Source organism: Sporacetigenium sp. TC11 (assembly GCF_058146105.1).
Map to the genome: position 1 here is coordinate 446,784 of NZ_JBYVNY010000002.1, position 15,704 is coordinate 462,487.

The 15,704-nt window shown below is 28.7% G+C and carries 20 protein-coding genes; 4 read left to right on the top strand and 16 right to left on the bottom strand.

The window, feature by feature from the left end; genetic code table 11:
- Positions 1-33: 33 nt before the first annotated feature.
- The 10 genes from ACUSRV_RS05195 to ACUSRV_RS05240 form a co-directional block, all read right to left on the bottom strand.
- Positions 34-1,239, bottom strand: a complete 1,206-nt coding sequence (locus ACUSRV_RS05195) for a BaiN/RdsA family NAD(P)/FAD-dependent oxidoreductase (protein WP_490140864.1) — start codon at positions 1,237-1,239, stop codon at positions 34-36.
- 21 nt (positions 1,240-1,260) lie between these two features.
- Positions 1,261-1,899 carry a histidine phosphatase family protein gene (locus ACUSRV_RS05200; protein WP_490140865.1) on the bottom strand — a complete coding sequence of 213 codons (639 nt, stop codon included), beginning with the start codon at positions 1,897-1,899 and terminating at the stop codon, positions 1,261-1,263.
- Positions 1,900-2,040: 141 nt separating this feature from the next.
- Positions 2,041-2,901, bottom strand: coding sequence for a MurR/RpiR family transcriptional regulator (locus ACUSRV_RS05205; RefSeq protein ID WP_490140866.1), 861 nt, complete (start codon positions 2,899-2,901; stop codon positions 2,041-2,043).
- Between the two features lie 13 nt (positions 2,902-2,914).
- Complete coding sequence (locus ACUSRV_RS05210; protein WP_490140867.1) at positions 2,915-3,463, bottom strand: 2-oxoacid:acceptor oxidoreductase family protein; 549 nt, start codon at positions 3,461-3,463, stop codon at positions 2,915-2,917.
- A 26-nt stretch (positions 3,464-3,489) separates the two neighbouring features.
- On the bottom strand, positions 3,490-4,308 hold the full coding sequence (locus tag ACUSRV_RS05215; RefSeq protein ID WP_490140868.1) for a 2-oxoacid:ferredoxin oxidoreductase subunit beta: 819 nt from the start codon (positions 4,306-4,308) through the stop codon (positions 3,490-3,492).
- On the bottom strand, positions 4,293-5,441 hold the full coding sequence (locus ACUSRV_RS05220) for a 2-oxoacid:acceptor oxidoreductase subunit alpha (RefSeq protein ID WP_490140869.1): 1,149 nt from the start codon (positions 5,439-5,441) through the stop codon (positions 4,293-4,295). The genes ACUSRV_RS05215 and ACUSRV_RS05220 overlap by 16 nt, the downstream gene beginning before the upstream one ends.
- Positions 5,442-5,470: 29 nt before the next feature.
- On the bottom strand, positions 5,471-5,668 hold the full coding sequence (locus ACUSRV_RS05225; protein ID WP_490140870.1) for a 4Fe-4S binding protein: 198 nt from the start codon (positions 5,666-5,668) through the stop codon (positions 5,471-5,473).
- A 296-nt stretch (positions 5,669-5,964) separates the two neighbouring features.
- On the bottom strand, positions 5,965-6,720 hold the full coding sequence (gene surE / locus ACUSRV_RS05230; RefSeq protein ID WP_490140871.1) for a 5'/3'-nucleotidase SurE: 756 nt from the start codon (positions 6,718-6,720) through the stop codon (positions 5,965-5,967).
- Between the two features lie 14 nt (positions 6,721-6,734).
- On the bottom strand, positions 6,735-7,316 hold the full coding sequence (gene mnmM / locus ACUSRV_RS05235) for a tRNA 5-(aminomethyl)-2-thiouridylate-methyltransferase MnmM (RefSeq protein WP_490140872.1): 582 nt from the start codon (positions 7,314-7,316) through the stop codon (positions 6,735-6,737).
- Positions 7,317-7,336: 20 nt separating this feature from the next.
- Positions 7,337-8,053, bottom strand: coding sequence for a pseudouridine synthase (locus ACUSRV_RS05240; protein WP_490140873.1), 717 nt, complete (start codon positions 8,051-8,053; stop codon positions 7,337-7,339).
- Positions 8,054-8,250: 197 nt separating this feature from the next.
- Between ACUSRV_RS05240 and ACUSRV_RS05245 the strand changes: the two genes are divergently transcribed.
- From ACUSRV_RS05245 to ACUSRV_RS05260, 4 genes are all read left to right on the top strand, one after another.
- A complete protein-coding gene (locus ACUSRV_RS05245) occupies positions 8,251-9,342 on the top strand; it encodes an AI-2E family transporter (RefSeq protein WP_490140874.1) in 1,092 nt (363 codons plus the stop codon).
- 114 nt (positions 9,343-9,456) lie between these two features.
- Positions 9,457-9,651 carry a hypothetical protein gene (locus ACUSRV_RS05250; protein WP_490140875.1) on the top strand — a complete coding sequence of 65 codons (195 nt, stop codon included), beginning with the start codon at positions 9,457-9,459 and terminating at the stop codon, positions 9,649-9,651.
- Positions 9,652-9,663: 12 nt separating this feature from the next.
- Positions 9,664-9,858, top strand: a complete 195-nt coding sequence (locus ACUSRV_RS05255) for a hypothetical protein (RefSeq protein ID WP_490140876.1) — start codon at positions 9,664-9,666, stop codon at positions 9,856-9,858.
- 17 nt (positions 9,859-9,875) lie between these two features.
- Complete coding sequence (locus ACUSRV_RS05260; protein ID WP_490140877.1) at positions 9,876-10,076, top strand: hypothetical protein; 201 nt, start codon at positions 9,876-9,878, stop codon at positions 10,074-10,076.
- 19 nt (positions 10,077-10,095) lie between these two features.
- Here ACUSRV_RS05260 and ACUSRV_RS05265 read toward each other — a convergent pair whose 3' ends face one another.
- From ACUSRV_RS05265 to ACUSRV_RS05290, 6 genes are all read right to left on the bottom strand, one after another.
- The gene (locus ACUSRV_RS05265; protein WP_490140878.1) at positions 10,096-11,307 is read right to left on the bottom strand and encodes an ABC transporter permease; all 1,212 of its coding nucleotides are present in this window, start codon (positions 11,305-11,307) and stop codon (positions 10,096-10,098) included.
- Between the two features lie 13 nt (positions 11,308-11,320).
- Positions 11,321-12,028 (bottom strand): ABC transporter ATP-binding protein, encoded by a 708-nt coding sequence (locus tag ACUSRV_RS05270; RefSeq protein ID WP_490140879.1) that lies wholly within the window; start codon positions 12,026-12,028, stop codon positions 11,321-11,323.
- Entirely contained in the window at positions 12,028-12,909 is an 882-nt protein-coding gene (locus tag ACUSRV_RS05275) for an efflux RND transporter periplasmic adaptor subunit (protein ID WP_490140880.1), read from the bottom strand. The genes ACUSRV_RS05270 and ACUSRV_RS05275 overlap by 1 nt, the downstream gene beginning before the upstream one ends.
- A gap of 330 nt (positions 12,910-13,239) precedes the next feature.
- Positions 13,240-14,025, bottom strand: a complete 786-nt coding sequence (locus tag ACUSRV_RS05280; protein WP_490140881.1) for a TPM domain-containing protein — start codon at positions 14,023-14,025, stop codon at positions 13,240-13,242.
- Positions 14,026-14,084: 59 nt separating this feature from the next.
- Positions 14,085-14,648, bottom strand: coding sequence for a LemA family protein (locus tag ACUSRV_RS05285; protein ID WP_490140882.1), 564 nt, complete (start codon positions 14,646-14,648; stop codon positions 14,085-14,087).
- A gap of 180 nt (positions 14,649-14,828) precedes the next feature.
- The gene (locus ACUSRV_RS05290; protein WP_490140883.1) at positions 14,829-15,686 is read right to left on the bottom strand and encodes a L,D-transpeptidase family protein; all 858 of its coding nucleotides are present in this window, start codon (positions 15,684-15,686) and stop codon (positions 14,829-14,831) included.
- Positions 15,687-15,704 lie beyond the last annotated feature (18 nt).

Here is a 15,704-nt window from a genome sequence, read left to right on the forward strand (position 1 = left end):
ATCACCATCACAATATTTAGATTATATCAGAAACTAAACGCTTGTACCAGCAAGATATCCAGTTGAAAATGCTATTTGCAAATTGTATCCTCCAGTTTGGGCATCTATATCTATAACTTCACCACAAAAGTAAAGATCTTTAATTAACTTAGATTCCATATTAGAAGAATTTATTTCTTTTGTATCTACACCTCCAGAAGTAATTATAGCTTCATCTATACTTCTTGTACCTATACAAGTTAGTTTCATTTCTTTTAGACTTTCTATAATAGATTTTTCTTCAAGCTTAGTCAGTTCATTAGCCTTTTTATCTTTTATATCTAAATTACAAAGAATTTGTTTTATAAAATTTTGAGTTAATATTCCCTTTAAATTATTTTGAACATTTTTATTTATATTTGACCTTAACATATTAGATAGTTCTTCCTTAGATATGTTAGGTATAAAATCCAGTATAAGTTCTATGTTTTGCTTTTTAAGATATTTTGTTATATATGAAGATAAATTTAATATAGCAGGTCCAGTTATCCCAAAATGAGCAAATAATATATCTCCATTCATTGATATTTTTTTATTTTTTATTTTACAAGAAATCAATATGTCTTGCAGAGATATACCTTGTAGAGACTTTACCCAATTTTCTTTTACTGTTAAAGGTATAAGTGATGGATATAACTCTTTTATATTATGCCCATGTTTTTTAAGTATATTGAATATTTCACCATTGGAACCTGTCTTTGGATAACTTCTTCCTCCTGTAGCTATAATTACTTTGTCACATTTTAAAATATCACTATTATCTAACATTACACCTTTTATTTTCTTGTCTTCTATTACTAGATCTTTAACTGTTCTTTGATATAATATATTAACATTGTTTTTTATAAGATCACTTCTTAATATATCTATAATTTGAGTTGATTTATCTTCTTCAGGATAAACTTTTTTATCTTCTTCTATTTTGTATTTAAGTTTATTTATTTTAAAATAACTTAGCAGGTCCTCATTTGTAAAATTGTAAAAGCTACTATATAAAAATTTTGGATTTGTAACAATTTTATCAAAAAAGTCATCTATATCTCTTTTATTAGTTATATTACATCTACCACCACCAGTTATTTTTAATTTTTTGCCTAATTCATTATTCTTTTCTATTAAAATCACTTCATGTTTTTTAGAAGCAGAAATAGCAGCAAACATACCTGATGGACCTGCACCTACAACTATTATTTTATCCATATTTTCACCTTTCCCATAAATTTATTCTAATGCTGAATTTGTAATTGTATTAATTCCATCTAGATGACTCGTATCATTTACCTTTACAACAACTGGGCCATAATTTCTTATCTCAACTATATTAAGAGCCGTATTGTCTTGTTTTATTCTATATACATTACTTAAATCGGATCCAATAAGACTAAGTATCATTATTCTAACAGACATAGAATGAGATACTAAAACTATATGAGAATTTTCATGTTTTTTATCTATGCCTTGGATACAATTCAAAAGTCTTTCCTTTAATAATTCTAATTTTTCTCCATTTGGTATTTCTGCTTTGTGTGGTTCGTTTCTCCATGTTATATATATATCCCCATATCCTTGTTGTATTTCTTGTATGGTTAAACCTTCCCAAGTTCCAAAACTCATCTCTCTTAAACCTTCTGTATATACTACATCTTTATTAAATTCATTACCTATAATTTTAGCGGTTTGTTTTGCCCTTCCTAAGTCGCTACTATATATATAATCTATAGGGTATTTAACCAAGTGTTTAGATAGTCTTTGTGCCTGATCTATTCCTTTTTCTGTTAAACTAGAATCCCCATGTCCTTGTGTCTTTCCTAGTATATTCCATTGAGTTTCACCGTGTCTTACTATGTAAAAAGTATTCATTATGTCCTCCTTATTTAACAAACCTATATAATATTTTTATACTAACTAAAAAAACATTATACACCATTTCTTGTAATAATTTAATACAAGTTACATTATTACAAGAAAAAACCTTTCTAAAGTTAATTAGAAAGGTTTTTTTTATTCGTATATATCGTATTGTTTCCAAATGTGTTCTAAATCATCAAAATAAGATTTAATTTCTTCTTTTTCCCTCATACCTACAGCTATTATAAGAGCATTTATAACACTTAAAGGTGCAACTAGAGAGTCAACAAAAGAGGCCATATTACTTCTCATTAATAATGTATGATCAGATAATGAAGATACAGGGGCAAATAAACTATCTGTCATCGATATTATCTTAGCTCCTTTAGATTTAGCATAGCTTACAACTTGATACGTTTTCTTTGAATATCTAGGAAAGCTCATAGCTATAACTACATCATCTTCGTTTATCCTTACCATCTGTTCATATGCATCTCCTATATCCGCTCTAACAACATGAACATTATCTAATATTACATTAAGATAAAATCCTAGATATTGTGCTATTGCAAATGAACTTCTCATACCTATTATATATATTTTTCTAGCATGTAGTACTTTATTTACAGCTTCTTGAAATACTTGTTCATCCATTTCTTCTAAAGTTTCTCTTATGTTTTCTATGTCACTCTTTAGTACCTTATTAAGTATTATATGATCACTAGAATATTCATTTGCCATTTCAACTCTTTGTACCGTAGTTAGTTTATTTTTTATAAGTTCTTGAAGTGATGCTTGAAGCTTAGGATATCCACTAAATCCTAAAACATTAGCAAATCTAACTACCGTAGATTCACTAACACCTACTGTTTCTCCTAGTTTAGACGCTGTCATAAAAGCAGCCTTATCATAATTTGATAAAATATATTGTGCGATTAGTTTTTGTCCTTTACTCAATTTAGGATATTGAGATTGTATATTGGATATAAGGTGTTTACCATCTTGTGATGTCATATGCATATCTCCTTTATTCATTCGTTTTTAAAATATTTTTTATTAATAAAGCGCCTTCCTCAAATGCTCTAATATTTAATTCTTCTGTTCCTTTTGGAACTCTACCTAATATAGCTTTTTTAAGATTTTCCGTGTCTATTATATCTAAAACTTCTCCGATGACTCCAAGGGCAACTATATTTGCAACCATTTCTCTACCAATTAAATCTCTTGCAGTTTGAATTATTGGTATTTTATAGACATTTTTGATATTTAAGTTAGAATTTAATTTTACCGAAGAATCTACTATTAGTATACCATCTTTTTTTAAATCTTTTGAGTACTCATCATAAGATTTTTGAGTTAATGATAATAACATATCTGGCATTCTAACTTTTGGAAAGTTTATTTCTTCATCAGATAATATAATTTCTGACTTACTTGCTCCACCTCTAGCTTCAGGCCCATAAGATTGACTTTGTACTGCATTTAATTTCGATATTAAAGCACCTTCAGCGAGAATTATACCAGCAAGTATAAGACCTTGACCACCTGAACCACTTAATCTTATCTCTTTTTTCATTTTTATCCCCCTATAACGCAACTATATTACAGTTGCATAAAACGATCTATTATTTTTTTATATTCCTCAATATATTCTGGAGCTATTTCATTTTTAAATTCTCCCATAAAGATTTTACCATCTAACTTTTCCTGAGTAAGCTTATCTTTTAGTTTTATATCAACGAAATTGTCTTTAAGTGAATTCATTAATGCTACTGCAGATCCTTTTTTGTTTTTTCTCCCATAATAAGTTGGACATACACTTACACCTTCTATTAATGAAAATCCTTTATGAGATATACCTTTTTTTACATAGTCTATCATGCGATTAGCATGATATGCAGTTGATCTTGCCACATAAGTAGCGCCTGCACCACAAGCTAAATTACATATATCAAATGGTTTATCTATATTGCCATATGGAGCAGTTGTTGCCAAATCATTAGTTGGAGTAGTAGGAGAAAACTGTCCTCCTGTCATCCCATAGATATTATTATTAAATACTATAGTAGTTAGATCTATATTTCTTCTACAAGCATGTATTAAATGATTACCGCCTATAGCCGTAGAGTCTCCATCTCCACTTATTACTATTACATGTAAATCAGGATTTGCAAGTTTAAGTCCAGTAGCAAAAGCTAAAGCTCTCCCATGTGTGGTATGAAGAGTATTAAAATCTAAATAGCCAGCTGCTCTAGAAGAACATCCAATTCCAGATACTATGCAAACTTTATCTTTATCTAAACCTAGATCTTGTATAGCAACTCCTATAGATCTCATTAAAATTCCATGACCGCATCCTGGGCACCATATGTGAGGTAATCTATCAGTTCTAAAGTTATTTTCTATTATTGAACTTGGCATTGCAATACCTCCTTAACACTTACTATTATGTCTTCTGGCGTAATTATTTCCCCATTAGCTTTATTTATTCCTTTAATAGCACAGTCTTTATCTGCAATTCTTTGAACTTCTAATTTCATTTGTCCTAAATTCATTTCAGGAACAAATATCAAATTAATTTTTTTGCTTAATTCATTCACTTTCTCTTCTGGAAATGGCCATATAGTCTTAGCTACAAACATTCCAGCCTTTATGCCTTCTTTTCTTAAAGTATTTACAGCTTCCTTTGAAGACCTAGCCATACATCCAAAAGTAACAAACAATATCTCGCAATCATCCACTAGATATTCTTCGTATATTAATATATCATCTAAATTTTTGTTTACCTTATTCATGAGTCTATCAATTAACTTTCCTGCTTCTTTAGTACTATTAGTAGGAAAGCCTGTTTCATCATGCACAAGTCCTGTAACATTATATCTATATCCTTCTCCAAAATTAGCCATTGCTGGAACATAGTCTTCTGTATATTGATAAGCTTTATAGTCCTTTGGTGAGCAATTAGGTTTTTTTCTGTCTATAACTTCTAATTCTCCTGATTCTGGAAGCTCTACCTTTTCTCTCATATGCCCTATAACTTCATCTAAAAGCAATATTACTGGAGTTCTGTATTTTTCGGAAAAATTAAATGCTTTTACAGTCAAATCAAATGTTTCTCTAACAGAAGTTGGAGATAAAACTATTACTGGATGATCCCCATGAGTTCCCCATTTAGCTTGCATAACGTCACCTTGTGAAGGCTGAGTTGGAAGTCCTGTACTTGGACCTGATCTTTGAACATTTACAACGACACAAGGTATCTCAGTTAAAGTAGCGTATCCTAAGTTTTCTTGTTTTAAAGAAAATCCGGGACCACTTGTAGCAGTCATTGATTTTAATCCTGCTAAAGATGACCCTATTATTGCAGCCATACCTGCTATCTCATCCTCCATTTGTATAAACTTACCACCTATTCTTGGAAGCATTGCAGCTGATACTTCTGCTATTTCAGTGGAAGGAGTTATTGGATAACCAGCAAAAAATTTCATTCCTGCATATAGAGCTCCATGTACACAAGCTTCATTTCCTTGAAGTAACTTTATTTTCCTAGCCATTTTAGATATTTCCCCCTTGAATCTCTATTCTATTTATTTAACTCTTTAAGATATATGGCATAATCAGGACATCTCAGCTCACATTGACCACATTGTATACACTTGGTTATATCGATTATATCTACGTTATTTTCTTTTAACTCTAAAACTTTTTTTGGACAATATTCTATACATATGCTACATCCCTTGCACCAACTTTTTTCAATTATAAGTTGTTTGCTATTCAATACAATACCCCCCTATATTTCTAGCTAATTTCTATTTATTGTTAATTCTATAGTATCAAAATATTTTAACAAATGCAATTTAAAATTCACATGGATTTTAAATTGTTTCATTTGAAAGATTTTCTTCATTATTATATATTAAAAGAATTGTTAATAAATTCGTGTTAAATAAAATTTACATAGTATATAGTAATATGGTTTTAGTATACGCACAAAAAATCAACTCTAGATATATTTATCATAACTAGAGTTGAACTATAGTGTTTAATTAGGAATTTCATTTTTAAAACTTGTTTTTATTTAATAATATCGCCTAATATCTTTATTTTATTGTAGTTTGTTAAATCAAAATAAAGAGGAGTTATAGATATGTAACCATTTTCTATAGCAACTACATCACTGTCTAAATCTTGAGGAAGTTCTCTTAATTTTCCACCCATCCAGTAATACTTTCTGCCCATTGGATCTACTCGTTCTTCAAACGAGTTTTCATATTTTCTATTACCTAGTTTTGTTACTTTATATCCTTTTATATCAGAATTTGGTATATTTATATTTAGTATACAATCATCTAACAAGTTTAATTTATCTTCTATATCTTTTATTATAGTGATTATATAATCACAAGAGTTTGTATAAACTTCTTTAGGTATATTAAATTCATTATATGATATAGCTATTGATGGCTTGTCTTGTACAAGTCCTTCAATAGCCCCTGATACAGTTCCAGAATATATTACATCTGTTCCAAGGTTAGGTCCATTGTTTATTCCACTTAAAACCAGATCTATATTCCTATCTTTTGCTATAACCTCCACTCCAAGCTTTATACAATCTGCAGGAGTACCACTTACAGCATAAGCTTCTATATTGTCTCCTATATCTGTTTTTACTACTCTTAATGGATGATGCATTGTTATTGCATGACCTACAGCGCTTTTTTGAGAATCAGGTGCTACAACACATACATTTGCTATTTTTGATACTGCCTTTGCAAGTTCTATTATACCTTCTGCGAATATTCCATCGTCATTAGTTATAAGTATATTCATATTCAATCTCCTTTTTAATATTCCTTTTTCTTTTCTATTAGTAAAAGTTGTGGTGGATTATTTTTTTGATTCATGAAATCGCATCTTAGTACATTAAAATAAGTCTGATCTAAATTCATAATATAGTCATATACTAAATCTTTTTCTTCTAAACCACCTTCATGACCTGTATATAAAGCTAAACTTACTATTCCATGAGGTTTTAATAATTTTAAAGATTTTTCAATAGCTTTTATTGTAGTATTAGGTTTAGTTATGACAGAATGGTCTGCACGAGGTAAATAACCTAAATTAAACAGTATACAAGATATTTCTTTATCTATATAATTGTCTATATTTTCATGTCCATCAAGTATAAGTTTTGCCCTACTTAATAAGTTGTTTTTTTCAAGTAACTTTGTACTTGCATCAATAGCTACTTGTTGTATATCAAATCCGTATACAAATCCATTTTCTCCAACTTTTTCTGCTAAATATTTAGTGTCATATCCATTTCCAACAGTGGCATCTACTACTATATCTCCTTCTTTTATAATGTTTTCTAATATTACCTTGTTTATATCAGTTACTTTAGTTATATATTTAGCTTTTATCAAATTTATTCTCCTCTCACAATTTATGTTAATGATTTTAAGTAAGCTAATTCTTCTTTAGTTAAATACCTCCACTTTCCTTTTTCTAAATTTGATAAATTTATTTTACCCATACTTACCCTTTGTAAATGTTGTACAGGATAGCCTATTTCTTTGCACATTTTTCTTACTTGTCTATTTTTTCCTTCATGAATTATAATCTCACATATACTATAGTTTTTATCTTTATTAACCTCTAATACTTTAAATTTAGCTGGAGCTGTTATATAGTCTTCAATTTTTAAGCCTTTTTCAAAATTCTTTATCTCATAATTGCTTGGTATTCCTCTAACCCTTGCTATGTAAGTTTTGTTTACTTCGTGTTTTGGATGAGTAAGTTTATAAGTTAAATCTCCATCATTAGTCAAAATTAAAAGTCCACTAGTTTCATAGTCTAATCTACCAATAGGGTAAATTCTTTCTTTTATTTCCTTTACCAAATCAATTACATTTTGCCTATTAAATTGGTCCTTAACTGTTGTTACGTAACCTTCTGGTTTATTTAACATTATGTATATTTTCTCTTCTTGTGGTTTTATTATGTTGCCATTGACTTTTATTATATGCTTATACTCATCTACATCAAAACCCATTTCCTTTATTAGTTGGCCGTTTACCTCGACTTTACCACTTTCTATAAGTTCATCTGCTTTTCTTCGTGATGTAATTCCACATAGAGCTATATATTTATTAAGTCTCATATTAAACTCCTTTTCACTTTAATTTATAATAATTTATTTTTTAAGTAATATAATAATATAATACATATTATATTAAATGAACAAAATATTGTAAAATTAACTAATATTTTATTAAATAGTTCGTAAGTTGACCATAATTAAATATATATTTACAATATAATATTAAATTATATACATTATAATTGTAGGAGGAATGTATGTTTTCTAGAGAAAATATTAAGTATTCTATATTAATTGCATTTGTTTCAGTTTTATTTTTTAAATTTATAGACAGTCCAACAACTTTTATAGCAGGGATTGATGGATTTTTAAATTTCCTAAGTCCGTTTTTAATAGGTATATTTATATCGCTATTAATAAATCCTATAATGATGGGTATAGAAAGAAAGTTTAAAACACCTAGAATGATAAATATAGCTATAGTTTATGTATTTGTAGTAATATTATTATTTATAGGATTTAGAATAGTAATACCTTCTATATTAAGCAGTATAAACAATATAATTGTAGAATTACCTAGTTATATGAAAGAAGCTCAAGTTTGGATAAACAACTCTTTAACAAAATCTAAATTTTTAAATAATACAGCCCCTTTAATACAAAGTAATATAGATTCAATATTAGGCAAAACAGGTCAAATTTTAAGTAGAATTTCTTCTGATATCCTTTTATATGCTGTTGGATTAACTTCAAATCTATTTAATTTAATAATAGGAATAACTATATCCGTATATGCTTTAAAGGATAAGGAAAAAATAGGACTAGGTTTTAAAAGATTACTATATGCAACTACAACTAGAAATAGAGCAAATAATATAGTTGGTGTTTTTAAGCTCTCTCATGATATATTTCAAAGTTATTTAGTTGGTATATCTATAGAAGCTTTAATAGTAGGGATTCTAGCTTTTATAGGCCTATCTTTACTACATATAAAATATGCTTTGTTACTATCTACAATAATAATGGTAACTAATGTAATCCCTTATTTTGGACCTTTTATAGGAGCTGTACCAGCTGTTATTATGACTTTGATATATGATCCTATTAAAGCATTTTGGGTTGCAATATTTATATTGATATTACAGCAATTAGACGGTAACGTAATAGGACCTAAAATAATGGGAGATATTGTAGGACTTGATCCATTATGGGTTATTTCTGCTATATTAATAGGAGGCGCATTATTTGGTTTTTTAGGTTTTTTTATAGCAGTTCCTATAGCAGCTGTTATAAAAGTCATTTTAGATAAATATGTTGATGGAAAACTTTATATTAAAAATTCAAAATAAAAGCGATGAATTAAATTCATAGCTTTTATTTTTATATTTGTTGAAAATTTCCTATTATTACAGAACTTTATTGGTTAAATTAATTATAACAACTTCTTAAAGGAGGACTTTATAATGGCATTAGATAAACATAAAAGAGAAGATTCTAAAACTAGATTTAATAGAAATGACAAGAAAAACCCTCATTTTAATTTAGAACTTGGAGAGGAACTAAATCTTCCACCTAGACTTAGACCAAAAAAATCAGGATCTGTAGCTCAAAATACTGCAAGGCCTATATCTAAACATAAAAATCATCAAGATCATTAGGAGGATTTTGTCATGGATAACAATAAAAATCGTATGAAGGATAGACCAAAATCACATGCTGAATTAAGAAAGATGGTTTTTCAACATGGAGCAGAGATGGGAATAATTGATACTGATAAAATAGGAAATACAGAAGCTAAGCTTACTAAACGTTCTAAGCTTTCTCATAAGAAACAACATGGTGACTCAAATACGACTAAACAATAAATAAGGAGAGATATGCTATGGGAAAAGATAAAAAGCCTTCTAAAATACAAATTACAAAGAAATTTACTGGATTTGATAATGTAGATATTGAGTTAGGTCCAGAACTTGGTGTAAACTTTGATGCAAACGGCAATCCAACAGGAAAGCATTCTAAGAAATTTTTACAGGAAAGAAAAAATGAACCTGCTTTATTCGATTACGATAAAGATAAAAAGTAGGGCTAATTAGCCCTACTTTTTATTCATATCTTAAAGCATCTATAGGATTTAGTTTTGCTGCTTTTCTAGCTGGATATATTCCAAAGAATATACCTACAACAGAAGAAAATAATATTACTCCTATAACTGCTATTGGAGACACAACGGGTGTTATATTAGCAATACTACCTAAGCCATAAGCTGAAACTATTCCGAAAATAAGTCCTATTAACCCACCTATGACAGTTATAATTACAGACTCTGTTAAAAACTGTATAAGTATAGTATAAGTAGTAGCTCCTAAAGCCTTTCTGATACCTATCTCTCTAGTTCTTTCAGTTACAGATACTAACATTATGTTCATAACACCTATTCCTCCTACTAAAAGTGCAATAGATGCTACTGCTGCTATAAAAGAAGTAAATATAGCAAATATGGAGTTGATTTGATCCAATTGTTTCATAACACTTTCTGCTTTATACACATCTCTATCTTGATTGTGATGCATATTTTCTAGAATTCTAAGGGATAAGTTTCCAGCTTCTTCTGTTTTATCTTTTGAAGAAGCTATAATATTTATAGAATTTATTAATATATTTGGATATAGTTTTTGTGTAAAAGTAATCGGAGTATATACAAATATAGGCATTTCAGTTCCCTCTCCAGCAAATAAAAGCCCTGAAGACTTAGATACCCCTATAATTTTAGCTTTTTTAGGAGAAAGTGGAGATCCTATATTTACAGATTGACCAACTACATCTTCATATCCAAATAAATTTTTTGCACTTACCTGATCTATAACGATTACATTATTTCCTTTAAGAGAATCTCTTTGACTAAAAAATCTTCCATATAACATTTCAAGTCCATTTATTTGCTGTAAATCATCATTTCCGCCTGAAATGATAGCAAGTTTTGATTTTTTATGAGTTTCTATACTACCTTGAATTTGAGTTACAGGAGATGCAAATTTTACGGAATTAATTCTTTTAATTAACATATCTGTGTCTTTTATATCAAAATAATCACTTTTTTGGGCTTTTTGTTCATTAACTTGTATACTGACAGTAGATGCCCCAATTTTTTCAAACTGGCCTGTTATAGAAGCTGTTCCTCCAGCTCCAAGAGATAATATAGTTATAACTGAACTTATACCGATTATTATCCCTAACATGGTAAGGAAGGATCTTAACTTATTAGCTCTTATACTATCCAAGGCCATTTTAAAATTTTCAGCAAAGTTTATTCTCACATCCTCACCCCTTTTATTCTTTACTTATTATTTTTCTATTTAAAACTGCATTTTCAGATATTATAGTTCCATCAGAAAACTTTACTATTTTTTTAGTATACTGGGCTACCTCTGGTTCATGAGTGACCATTATTATAGTAGAACCTTCTCTATTTAAATCTTGAAATATTTTTAGTATTTCTGCAGTTACAACAGAATCTAAATTACCTGTTGGTTCATCTGCCATTATTACAGCAGGATTATTTACTATAGCTCTAGCTATAGCAACTCTTTGCTTTTGTCCACCAGATATTTCATTTGGCTTATGTTTTCTCCAATTTCCAAGACCGACCTTTTCTAGTGCATCCATAGCTTTTTTTCTCCTAATTTTACTATCAATTCCAGCATAAATCATAGGAAGTTCTACATTTTCTAATATACTCATCCTTGGTAGCAAATTAAAAGCTTGGAATACAAAGCCTATTTCTTTGTTTCTTATATAAGCCAACTCATTATCAATTAGATTAGTTACATCTTGACCGTTTAATATATAGCTTCCTGAGTCCATTTTATCAAGACATCCTAATATATTCATAAAAGTAGACTTACCAGACCCGGACGGACCCATTATAGAAGTAAATTCACCTTTTTCAACTTTAAAATCCACACCACTTAAAGCCTGAAATTTTATATCTCCAGTTACGTATGTTTTATATACATCCTTAACTTCTAACATATTCATTACTTATTTTCCTCCTTAGGACTAACTATAACCTCTACTTCATTAGATATGTTAGTTCCAGGGTTTAATATTAACTCTTCACCTTTAGTCAAACCTGATTTTATCTCTGCTTCAATATCTGATACTATACCAAGTTCAACATTCTTTTTAGAAGCTTTACCGTTTCTTAATAGATATACAAAATCAGTTCCGTTATTGTCAGAAATTACAGCTTCTATAGGAATAACTAATGTTTTTTCGTTTTGAGCTGTTAAAATATCAACATCTACATTAAATCCTATTACCAAACCTTCAGGATTTTCTATATTAATATATGCATTTTGGTATACTTCAGAAGAATTAGCACTCATAGATTGATTTGAGCCTTTATCTGCTGTAGGATCTATCGAAGAAATCTTTCCTTTGTATAATTTATCATTATAGGTTATATTTACAATTTGATTAACTTTAACTGTAGGAGCATCATATTTACTTAGTTGGATTTTCACTTGCAGGTTTTTTGTATCCTGAACAACTACTACAGGTTGCGACAATGAATTCATTTGACCTTCAGAAACGTTTAACTCTGTTACAATTCCATCAATATCAGTTTTTAATTTCTTAGTTCCGTAACCCGTTTTAAAAGTCATAAGAACGTCGCCCTCTGTTACTTCATCTCCTACTTCTATATCTATATCATCAACTATACCTTGCTCTCCAAAGTACAATTGCTTATCTTTAGATATTATATCTCCTGTAGTAGATAAATAAGCTTTTATTTCCTTTTCTTGTACCTTATCAGTTTTGACTTCTACTCCTTTAGGTTGGTTAGAATAAATCATCCAAGTTCCAATTCCAACAATAACTACTATGCTTAGTATTATCCAAATCCATTTTTTCATATTATCCTGATCTAGATCAGGTACTCACCATCCTTTCTCTAATTTTAATAAAATTGTCTAATTATTTTAGATTAAAACAATTATAAGTTATATACCACAATCTGTAAATAATTTAAATGTAAAAAATTTAAAGTTAAATCTAATAATTAACAATAATATAATATTCTTTTAAAAATAAAAAGAAACCGTTTTATTTTTAAATTTTACACTCTATCTATTATGTTATTATCAATTTGTATAGAATTAATACCTTTATAAAAATACTATTTTATATAAAAATAAACCTTGCTTTAACTAGTTATTTAAAACCAATTTAAGCAAGGTTTAAAATTAAAAATCTCTACCAGAGCCGCCTCCACCAGAACTTCCTCCACCTCCGGAAGAACCGCCTCCACCATTAGAATTATTTCTTCCACCAAACATAAATGCCATATAAATTATTGTCTCTGTTATTGATCCATTAAAATATCTATAGTCAATTATTATTAATATAGCAATACCTATTGCAGCTATTATTCCAAATGCTATCTTATGTTCTTCAATAAAACTGGGTTTAACATTAGCATTATTATTTGGAGTAGGCACATTTCCATTGATATTTATATCTGAATAATTATACTCTTTATTTATTTCGTAGGCGACTCCATTGAATATATTTTTTATCCCTGAAGAATAATCACCTACACCTAATAGCTCTTTGCTATTATCGATTATAGAGCCTGCTATACTATCTGGTATAGCACCTTCAAGTCCATATCCTACTTCTATACGTATTTTCCGCTCATTAGGAGCTAAAATTATAAGAACTCCATTATCTAATTTAGCACTTCCTATTTTAAACTTTTCAAATAATTTTACAGAGTACTCTTCCATAGATAGATTATCTAATGTTTTGACTGTTACAACTACTATTTGGGGTTTTTCAGGAGTTTGTTCGTATTGTTTGTTTAAGTTTAGTATATAGTCTTTTGTTTCTGTACTTAAAACATTTGCATAATCGTTTACATAAAACTCTTTTGTAGGATTTACTATATCATAAGCATAAGACACATTAAACATAATCAATAATGTGAGTATAGTATACATAAACAATTTTATAAGTTTATTTTTCTTCAATATAACACCCCCTTATATAAAATAGAGCTATTAAGCTAAGCACTTAATAGCTCTTGGAGTTATAGATTTACATTAGGTGCTTGTTGTGCCTGAGGGTTAGCTTTAAAGTAATCTTTAGATTCAAAACCAAACATATTGGCAAATATATTTGATGGGAATCTCTTTATTTTTTTATTATAATCTCTAACAACTTCATTATATCTATCTCTTTCAACTGATATTCTATTTTCAGTTCCTGCTAACTCATCCATAAGCTTAGTTACATTTTCATTAGATTTTAGTTGTGGATAGTTTTCCATAACTACTAATAATCTTCCTATAGCTCCTTCTAATTCATTTGAGGCATTTACCTTCTCATTTACACTTGTAGCTCCTGCCATTTTAGATCTAGCATCTGCTATATTTGAAAATACTTCTTGTTCTTGCTTCATTGCCCCTTTTACAGAGTTTACTAAATTTGGTATTAAATCATATCTCCTCTGTAATTTACTTTCTACATTTGCATATTGCTGTTCTGTTGTTTCATTTAGATTTACTAACGAATTGTATGTTGTAAATCCTAGAAGGGCAATTATGCCTATTATAGCTACTATTACTATAAGTATCTTATTAGAGCCTCTCATTTATAGTTCTCCTTCCTTAAATATATATACTTAATATATATTATACATATTATGCCAAACATATATAATAATTTTGCAATATTAATATAAAAAATTATTATATATGTAATTTTTTATATTTTTAGATATCAAGATTATATATTGTTTGTATATAAAGTAAGGAACCCACAAAGGGGTTCCCTATTTTATAATTATAGTTGAATTTTCTGGTACATTATCATATATCCATTTAGCATGTTCTGTAGCAAGTCTTATACATCCATGACTTACAGAATCACCTAATGAGCCATCAACAACCTTTGTGCCTTCTTTATTATATATAACAGAATGATATAAATAGTTCCCATTAATCTGAGTAAAATATTTGGCCTGGAATCCATCATTTTGTCCAAAGGAAAGCCCTTTCATTCCAACCCTAAACTGTCCTGGCGCTGTTGGCGTACTACTAGAACCTACGCTACAATAAAATTTTTGTATAAGTGTATAGTTATTTGTAGTTCCTTTAAATACATAAGTTAGCTTATTATCTAGTGAAGTGACCATCAAATAATCAGTATAACTTCTTATTTCATTTTCATTTACAAATTTATTTATATCTGAATTGATATAAGTATAATCTATTGGATTTGGATGAATATATAGTGTTTTTTCTGTAGGTTTTTTATCTAATTCCTTTATAGTTATCATGTCAGCTATTCCTGTTTGAGTTATTCCTATTTTGTATTGAAAATCAAATATAGCTTCACGTGTTCCCCAACCAAATATACCTTCAGTACTTACATTATATCCATATTCTTTTAATCTTTCTTGTATATATTTGACATCTTCTCCCTCATCCTTATACTTTAGTTCTCTTTTTGGATAATTTTCAGGGATAGTTTGTATTGGTTTAACTACAGTCTCTTGTTTTTTTTCCTTAGTTTGAATTAAGGCTTTTGGAATTTTAATAATACCTACTATAAATAAAATAGATAAAGTCAATATAATCATTAATTTTGATTTTTTCTTTAATTTAATCTTACTTTTTTTACTTAACACGACATAACCCCCATCTAT